Annotated in this window: 8 protein-coding genes; 3 read left to right on the forward strand and 5 right to left on the reverse strand. The window is 37.0% G+C overall.

What is annotated here, in order from left to right:
* The first annotated feature begins 425 nt into the window (after nt 1–425).
* A complete protein-coding gene (locus DNK85_RS07080; protein WP_119328884.1) occupies nt 426–1,730 on the forward strand; it encodes an OmpP1/FadL family transporter in 1,305 nt (434 codons plus the stop codon).
* A gap of 223 nt (nt 1,731–1,953) precedes the next feature.
* Nucleotides 1,954–2,820, forward strand: a complete 867-nt coding sequence (locus DNK85_RS07085) for a hypothetical protein (RefSeq protein ID WP_119328885.1) — start codon at nt 1,954–1,956, stop codon at nt 2,818–2,820.
* 44 nt (nt 2,821–2,864) lie between these two features.
* On the opposite strand, the gene DNK85_RS07090 is transcribed toward DNK85_RS07085, so the two are convergent.
* From DNK85_RS07090 to asnS, 4 genes are all read right to left on the reverse strand, one after another.
* Nucleotides 2,865–3,335, reverse strand: coding sequence for a hypothetical protein (locus tag DNK85_RS07090; RefSeq protein ID WP_119328886.1), 471 nt, complete (start codon nt 3,333–3,335; stop codon nt 2,865–2,867).
* A gap of 13 nt (nt 3,336–3,348) precedes the next feature.
* Nucleotides 3,349–4,434, reverse strand: coding sequence for a LysM peptidoglycan-binding domain-containing protein (locus DNK85_RS07095; RefSeq protein ID WP_119328887.1), 1,086 nt, complete (start codon nt 4,432–4,434; stop codon nt 3,349–3,351).
* A 62-nt stretch (nt 4,435–4,496) separates the two neighbouring features.
* Nucleotides 4,497–6,062, reverse strand: coding sequence for a murein biosynthesis integral membrane protein MurJ (gene murJ, locus DNK85_RS07100; RefSeq protein ID WP_119328888.1), 1,566 nt, complete (start codon nt 6,060–6,062; stop codon nt 4,497–4,499).
* Complete coding sequence (asnS, locus tag DNK85_RS07105) at nt 6,049–7,452, reverse strand: asparagine--tRNA ligase (protein ID WP_119328889.1); 1,404 nt, start codon at nt 7,450–7,452, stop codon at nt 6,049–6,051. Before asnS ends, murJ begins: the two co-directional genes overlap by 14 nt.
* A 175-nt stretch (nt 7,453–7,627) precedes the next feature.
* On the opposite strand from asnS, the gene glyQ reads away from it, so the two are divergent.
* Nucleotides 7,628–8,515, forward strand: a complete 888-nt coding sequence (glyQ, locus tag DNK85_RS07110) for a glycine--tRNA ligase subunit alpha (RefSeq protein WP_119328890.1) — start codon at nt 7,628–7,630, stop codon at nt 8,513–8,515.
* A gap of 234 nt (nt 8,516–8,749) precedes the next feature.
* On the opposite strand, the gene DNK85_RS11535 is transcribed toward glyQ, so the two are convergent.
* The gene (locus tag DNK85_RS11535) at nt 8,750–8,926 is read right to left on the reverse strand and encodes a hypothetical protein (protein ID WP_162896579.1); all 177 of its coding nucleotides are present in this window, start codon (nt 8,924–8,926) and stop codon (nt 8,750–8,752) included.
* Nucleotides 8,927–9,019 lie beyond the last annotated feature (93 nt).

Genomic DNA, 9,019 nt, shown 5'->3' on the forward strand with positions numbered 1-9,019 from the left:
TTTTTCTTCGTGTACAGAGGATTGAATTTTATAGTCATTCTAAAAATACCCATACATCTTTAACCTATATTAACAAGAGGTCATCAAGGTCGCGGTTGATCGGTTATATACTGGAATCACTATATGTGTGTGTTTAAGCAATTAAAGTTTGAAAATATTCTTAGCTTGATTGGTGAAATGACTTCATATAAAACATTGCTAAGCAGGTGACAAGAATTGCATGTAGAGCATTTGTAAGTGCGTTAAACACTTTGTTTTGTAGATTATTTAAAATACTGTAATGACCCTGTGGACAATTGATTTTATAAGATTCATTATGTGCATATCTTGAGAGATGGAATTTATCAAAATTAATGGAGAAAAAAATCAATGAAGAAAATTAGTAACTACCCAGCAGCATAATAAGTAGACATAAGGGTTTAAGCATGTTAAAAAATTTTATTCCTAAAATAACAGGGTTATCTTTGCTAGTATTGAGCCCATATACCGCATTTGCTAGCGCATATCAAATTTTTGAACAGGATGCGGCAAGTCTTGGAACGTATCATGCAGGCTCAGCAGCGCAGGCAAACGATGCGTCAACACAGTGGTATAATCCTGCAGGTATGGTTAATCTGACATCGCAACAAATAAGTGTTGGTGGGGAACTTGTTAATACAAATATAAAATTTACTGGGACGCAGCAAAATGTAGGACAGATGGCATCAGGTGATCCTGAACCTGTTAATGGAGTGAATGGCGGTGGATTAACTCCAGTGCCTAATATTCATTATGTTTTGCCATTAGATCGTTGGGCATTTGGTATTGGAGTTGTGATACCATTTGAGACTGAGACTGACTATGGGGATTCTTCACCATTAAAGTATTCGGGTACTAAAACACAACTTCAAGTTATTGATATTACTCCAGCGATAGCATTTAAGGTAAATAAGTACTTTTCAGTAGGTATTGGTGCTGATATTGCTTATTTTACAGGAAAGTTTAATAATGCATTTGCCTACTTTAATCAATTTGAGGAGCCTGTGGATATAAATGTAAAGAATAAGGGAGATGCTTTCACATTTGGCTTCCACACTGGGGTTTTGATCAGTTTCAATGCATCTAATAGGCTAGGCTTAACTTATCACTCTAAGATGACAGCTGACCTAAAAGGATCAACAGCAATGTCAGGGGACACCTCTGGTGTTGTCATAAACCATACATCTGGTGATAACTTTAGCACAGAGATTGTTTTGCCAGCTTGGTGGGATTTGGCATATTACATCAAGACAACATCTGATTTGGCATTAATGGCTTCTGTTTCCTATACACAGTGGAATTCTGTAAATAATATAACACTCAAAAATGTAGTAACACCTTTTGGAACGCAAAACTTCCAAGATGTCATTATTCAGCAAGACTTTTCAAATACATGGAACTTTGCGATCGGAGCAACCTACGACTTCACACCAAAATGGACGTTAAAAGCAGGGATTGGCTATGATATGACACCAACTAATGATAAATATAGAAATATCCAGATACCTGATCAAAACAGATTTATATTAGCAACAGGTATTGAGTACAGAGTGTTGAAATCATTATCTATCGCGTTAAGCTATGCTCATTTCTTTGTCCAGAGAGCCTCTATTGACAACACTCAAGATATTACGGGCACTTATCAAACAACAAAAGGCTATGTGCAGTCTTCTGCTGATTTATTTGGGTTGCAATTAAAATGGATTATTTAGACATCCCTGAAAAATTATTAAAATAAAATGCTGACAAATACTTGGCAATACTATGGCATAAGTCTATGTGCTTAATTGCTTCTCCAGGAAAACTCATGGTTGATGTGTGTGCAACAATCATAGGTGATTATTATTCATCTTATGTAGAATAAAATGGAATGTAAATTAGGTTTATTTTAGGTGTAGAATGTTTGCGCTGGAAGTAATATCTAAGGAGAGAAGTATGTTATACAGTTTGTTATATATTTTCGTGAGCGTCTTTGCAGTCATTGTGGTTCAGTATGTTACTGTTTTTAGTAATATTTCTCCTGCCATTGCTTTGGCATGTACAAACCTTTTTGCCATTATTATTTTTAATATACTCAATATTAAAAGAGCATTTGTTGTGTATGCACAATTAAAAGAGAAAAGTTATGTTCGATCAGTTATCTTAGTTAACATATACATTTCTGTACTATGGTTTGGTTATTATTATGCAGTCCAAATGTGTGGCTCAAGCAGATTTATTTTACTTTGTTACCTGTCAGTATCTATTCCTGCAGGACTTTTGGCGAATCAACTAAAAAAGACTATACCTGTTATTATAATCATCATGATTTATTTTATGGAGTGTGTACACTCATCACAGGTTATGTTTGGCAGTTTAATTTCTTTAGTCGCTGGTATAGCTACTTTCTATTATTTTAGAGAGTCTGAAATATTGCATAAAAGGCATCATTCTACTTCTTTGGATGTGTTGAGCCTTAGATTCTATTTGGTTTTTATACTGTCGGCGATTTTGTCATTTAAATCAGGTATCCAGCAATTAAATTTATCAGTTTTTGGCGGAATGTTCTTTTTAAGTTTGTTAACAATTGTGATTCCACTATATTTGGCTCAAATTGGCATTACTAAAATTGGGGCAAAAAAACATTCTTTTCTAATTACCTTTTTACCTGTTTTAACCTATATTGGTGAAAATCTTGCGTATCATGATTTAAGTTGGCAGCTGTTTATTTTGAGTATATTACCACCTATAATTTTGAATGTTTCGTATTTTAAATTATTAAAGCAAATAATATTTAAAAGGTTGAGTATTCGTGTGAAATAGTTATATCCCTAGGCTTAAAAGCAGGTGCAAGGTATCGCTGTTTATTAAAAAAATTGCGAATAGGTTTGTGCCACGACAAAACTATTACCTGCAGCCTTTGCTGTTTCTTTAGACAAATTAGCATGATAACCTGCGATGCGTAGTGTATTGTTGTGTTGTTTGACATCAAACTGATAAACAATGCCGTTAATTTCACAGCTGTACTTGGTTGTGCATTGGATATTGCCAAACACCCCGCCAAGCGCTTTGATTGTTTGCGCGTAATCATAGTTATTCATATGAATTACATTATTTACGGTAGTATGATTAAGGGTCAAATATTGATTATAATTGTATTGTAGTTCAATTTTGAGATTCTCTGAGATTTTCTTATAAGCCTGAAATTTAGCAAAGAAAATAAAGGCCATATAGAGCAAAATGCCGGCAAGAATTAGTAGCACCAAAATGGCAACCGTCTGTTTGCCGCTAGAGGGCTTTTTGTTTGATTGTAGTGTTTGCTTCTCTTGCTTGTCCATTAGTTATCCTTTGTTAGTTAATCCCAAAATACTTATTATAAAGTGCATTGATCTCCTGCCAACGGCGATCATCATAAGGCAAAAGATTTGATGCTAAATAATCACGTTCACTGTTAAATGAAATCTCATCACCATCAGCAGCATATACTGCCAAGATCTTAAGACGAATATCTAAGTTCTTAGCATCGCTATTTAAAGCCTCTTGCAAAATTGCTTTGGCTTGAGCAATATCATGTGCCTCAATCAGGTCGTTTGCCTTTTTGAGCAGATTTGCGAGTTCGTCTTTAGATTTTTTCTTTATGGTTTTTTTGTCACTTGGGGTTTTAGTTGGTGTATCAATGTTAACTTTTACCTCGGGTTGTTTTGCATAAAACTGCTCTTTTAAGTGGCGTTTATCTTCAGAGGGAGATATAGGTTTGCGCTTGTAACGACGGCGCCATATCACCAACACAATAATTATAATCAATAGTATAATATACCATTTATTACCATCACCTTTTGATTCAGTGGTGACTGTGGTTTTTGCATTATTGCTAGAGCGTGATTGGTCATCAGTATTTGCTACAGGAATAACGACACCATTTGCGGTGCTTTCTGTAGTGTTTTTTGTTGAGTCATCACTGTTGCTGTTGCTAGGTATGTCATTACGATGCACTGTCGTGGTCTGATGACTATCAAGCGTATGCTCATTAGTGTTTGTATTCTCTTGTATAGTATTATTGCTCTTACTCTGTTCTTCAACTGTTGGTTCAGTTTTAGCTGGGGCAGGTGTTGGAGTTTTGGTGGTAAGATATTGCGTGTGTCTTAGGTTGTAAAGCTTTAAACCATCTTCAAGTTCAGCCTTCGTACTTGGAATTAAAAGCTTTTGGTTAACATTGACAATATTGTCATTAATCGAAGGTGTTTCTTTGGCATTGATCCCTTTAATTGCAGCAATCATATCTTTGTTGGGTATGCCTACAATCCTGTGCTTGCTAGCAATACGCCAGAGTGAATCACCTGATTTAACCGTGTAGGTGGTAATCGCAAAGCTTGGCACAGTAATTGCCGTGGCCATTAGAATAAGTGATTTGAGATAAAGTCTGGTACTTCTTTTCACAGCCTCTCCTTATATAAGTCATCAATCTAAGGCGTGATTGTAATCGAAAATGGTGGCAATGACTATACGCTAAGCTTAATATGTTTCAGTCGTACACCCACTAAAAACAAACAGCTAAAATAACTGAAGATACCGATACCGATAATTATAAATAAATGCAAAACACGGGTTTTAAAATTAAGTGCTAACCAATAACTCATATCATGCTTAAGATAATACAAAAGAAAAAACATAAGGCTTGAAGCAATAACGACTTTGATTATTAGAGATAACGTAGTAAGGTCAAAGTGTAGCTGAGTAATACGTTTTAATGCAAAATATAATAATAATGCATTAATACTGGCGGTAATTGTTGTTGAGATAGCTAATGCCAGATAGCCTAAATGATGGGTTTTGAGAATTAGGATCAATAGGGTATTACTTAAAATATTGCAGATAATACAGATCACCCCAATTTTCAGTGCTGCTTTGGTATGTCCTTTGGCATAGAGTGCTGAAATAAATACTTTGATAAGTACAAAAGCAATAAGACCAATGGCAAAACTCACAAGTGCACGTTGTGATTGAATCACGTCAAAGGCACTAAACTGTCCGTATTGGAATAGGGTAGTTAGGATAGGTGCGGATAATACACTCATGGCACAAGCTGCGGGAATAGTGATGATAAGGCTGAGCTTCACGCCCCAATTAACGATTTGACTAAAATCATGCGCTGAGGTTTTGATGTTACTTAATTTAGGTAAGATGGCAGTGGCAATAGCAATACCAAAAATACCCAAAGGAAACTGATTTAAGCGATCAGGGTAATATAACCATGACAAACTGCCAACAGCTAAAAATGAGGCAAAAATGGTATCAAGCAATAAGCTAATTTGCACAACTGAGGCGCCAAGAATTCCCGGTAAGAGGGATTTTAATATGCGTTTTATATGGTAACTGGGTTTACGCAAAGTCAGTGTAAATTTAATGCTCAAACGTCGTACGTATATCAGTAGGATTAAACTTTGGAGCAGCCCTGCGATAAACACGCTCCAAGCAACGGCATAAATAGGTGCTCTAAAGTGTGATGCGCTTAAGATAAAGCTGATCATGCAGATATTCAATATACAAGGCATGAATGCTGGAATATTAAAACGCTCATAACGATTCAAAAGTGCTGAGAAAAGCGCAGAAATCGAAATAAAAAATACATATGGAAACATAATTTGTAACAATTCTTTGGCAAGGGTGAATTGTGCTTGATCATAGTAAAAGCCAGGAGCGAACACCATCACCCAAATGCTAGCAAAAACAATACCTGTTAATGAGATTAGAAAGCTTATCAAAGCGGTAATGTTAAGCAAATTACAGAATAAGTAATTTAGCCGTTTATGAGATGATTGTTTGCTTAAGCTTGGCACAAGTACTTGCGTTAGTGACCCTTCAACAAACAACCGCCGCATAAAATTAGGTATACGAAACGCAACCAAAAAAGCCTCCATCGTTGCCGTAGCGCCAAAGTATTTAGCAAAGAGCATATCGCGAATAAATCCCAAAATACGCGATATTAGCGTGATGCCACTGAGCAAAAAAGTGGATTTAAATAAAGACTTTTTTTGGTTGTTCATTAATAAATTAAAATTTCGCATTACCCGGGGTGCGTGGAAATGGAATTACATCACGAATATTAGGAACACCCGTGATATAGCCTAATAGGCGTTCAAATCCAAGGCCAAAGCCACAATGCGGCACCGTCCCATAACGACGTAAATCACGATACCAATACAAGCCTTCGGCATCAACACAGGTTTCATCAATACGCTGATCTAGTATCTCAAGACGTTCTTCACGTTGACTACCACCGATAATCTCACCAATGCCAGGAACTAGTACATCCATCGCTGCAACGGTTTTATTGTCGTCATTTAAACGCATATAAAAGGCTTTGATATCTTTAGGATAGTTCATTAAGACAACAGGTGATTTAAAGTGCTCTTCACATAAAAAACGTTCATGCTCAGATTGCAGATCTAAGCCCCATTCAACAGGGTATTCAAACTTTTTGCCACAGGTTTTTAAGATATCAATTGCATCGGTATATTCAACACGTATAAAGTCGTTGTTAACCACGGAGTTTAATTTATCCATTAAACCTTTTTCGATAAACTGGTCAAAAAAATTAAGATCATCCTGGCGCTCATACATAATGGTTCTAATCACTGATTTTAGCAGTTTTTCTGCCAGGTCAGCATCATCATTTAGATCCGCAAATGCAAGTTCAGGCTCCACCATCCAAAACTCAGCCAAATGGCGTGAGGTGTTAGAGTTCTCAGCGCGAAACGTCGGACCAAAGGTATAAACTTTGGATAATGCCATGCAATAGGTTTCAACGTTTAATTGTCCAGAAACGGTTAGGAAAGTCTCACGCCCAAAGAAATCTTGGGTGTAGTCAATCTTGCCTTGATCGTTTTTAGGTAGATTTAATTGATCTAATGTTGAGACACGAAATAGCTCACCAGCGCCCTCACAATCATTAGAGGTTAAAATCGGGGTATTGACCCAGAAGAAACCCTCGTCATTAAAGAAGTTATGGATGGCATTTGATAAGGTATGACGCATGCGAGAAATTGCACCTATTAGATTGGTACGAATACGTAAATGTGCATGTTCCCTTAAGTACTCCATCGTGTGACGCTTCGGTGATACCGGATAAGTTTCAGGATTATCAATCCAGCCATGAACGATAACCTTATCTGCTTGGATTTCGACATTTTGTCCTTTGCCTTGTGATGCGACCAATATACCAGTGACTTCGAGGGAACAATCTTTGGTCAGACTTAAAACTTCTGATTGGTAATTAGTAAGTGAACTTTCAGCGATTGCTTGAATAGGGTCAAAGCATGATCCGTCGTGAATGGCAAGAAAAGAAAGCCCCGCTTTTGAGTCGCGACGGCTTCTTAGCCAGCCTTTAACTGTTACTTTTTGTCCAATAAGGTTTGGCGTTGTAAATAATGTTTTTGCGGTATATGTTTGTGTCATGATCAACAGCATTTCATTTAATTAAAATTTTGCAAGCGATTATAACGACATTTGAACTTAAGCGGTAGAACAAGATTGCAAATTGGCATGAAGCCTGAGATAAACACTATAAAATAACAGCTAATAAGTATATACTTTAGCGCAATTTTGATGTGATTGATGTGGATAATCGCTAATGCTTAGTTTTCAGGATATTATTTTCAAGCTTCAGCAATATTGGGCAGACAAAGGTTGTATGATTGTACAACCTTTGGATATGGAGGTGGGGGCTGGTACCTTTCATCCGGCGACCTTTTTAAGAGCAATTGGTCCTGAGAGTTGGAATGCTGCATACGTACAACCATCGCGTCGTCCAACTGATGGTCGTTATGGTGAAAACCCTAATCGTGGCCAGCATTATTATCAATTTCAAGTGGTGATGAAGCCATCGCCCAAAGAGTTACAAGAATTATATTTAGGTTCATTGCGTATCTTAGGAATTGATCCCTTAGAGCATGATATTCGTTTTGTTGAAGATAATTGGGAGTCGCCTACCTTAGGTGCTTGGGGCTTAGGTTGGGAAGTGTGGGCAAATGGTATGGAAGTGACCCAGTTTACTTACTTCCAACAAGTCGGTGGTTTAGAGTGCAAGCCGGTTACTGGTGAGATTACTTATGGGTTGGAGCGTTTAGCAATGTATCTGCAAAATGTCGATAGCATGTACGATCTACTATGGGCAAATACGGCAATGGGGCCAGTATATTATCGCGATGTGTTTCAACAAAATGAACGTGAGATGTCACAATATAATTTTGAAGAAGCGGATGTTGAACATTTATTTAGCACGTTTGATTTTTTTGAAAAAGAAAGTGTGCGCCTATTAGAAAAAGGCTTGGCATTGCCTGCGTATGAGATGATGCTTAAGGCTTCGCACACATTTAATCTACTAGATGCGCGCCATGCCATCTCAGCCACTGAGCGCCAGCGTTATATCCTGCGTGTGCGCACACTCTCGCGAGGTGTTGCAGAAGTATATTATAAAACTCGTGAGGAGCTTGGGTTTCCGATTTTGAGTAATGTGTGATAGCGATACGCACATTTGGTGATAGTAATGAGTATTAAAGTAAATCATAAATAGGACTGCATACAGATGAATAAATTACTGGGTATTGTCGTAGCATTAATCATACTGGTTATGATTTTGATTTATTTTATTGGGGGAACTAAGGATAGTAGGTATAAAGCAAATATCCCACCACCGGCTAAATATCCAGATCCACCGACATTGCCGGTAGAATCTAATTAGTTCTAACCTGCATTAACCAAATAATTTGTTAGGATCATTTGTATATGATGCGTCAAAAGCACCTAGGTAAGTCCAAGGATATTGCCAACCAGTCCACGAGCCATTGATCATTTGATTTTGAATTACATAGGTGTTGCCATTGTTTTTATTCATATACATCCAACTCCAAGTTCTGTTATTTATAGTCATTCCAAAATATTTCCATACTGCTTAATCAATTCTTCTAAGGCTGTATATTCTCCATATATCATTTTCTTTTTCATAATTGCAAAATCTTGCTCA

This window comes from Cysteiniphilum halobium (assembly GCF_003574425.1).
Lineage (GTDB): Bacteria > Pseudomonadota > Gammaproteobacteria > Francisellales > Francisellaceae > Caedibacter > Caedibacter halobius.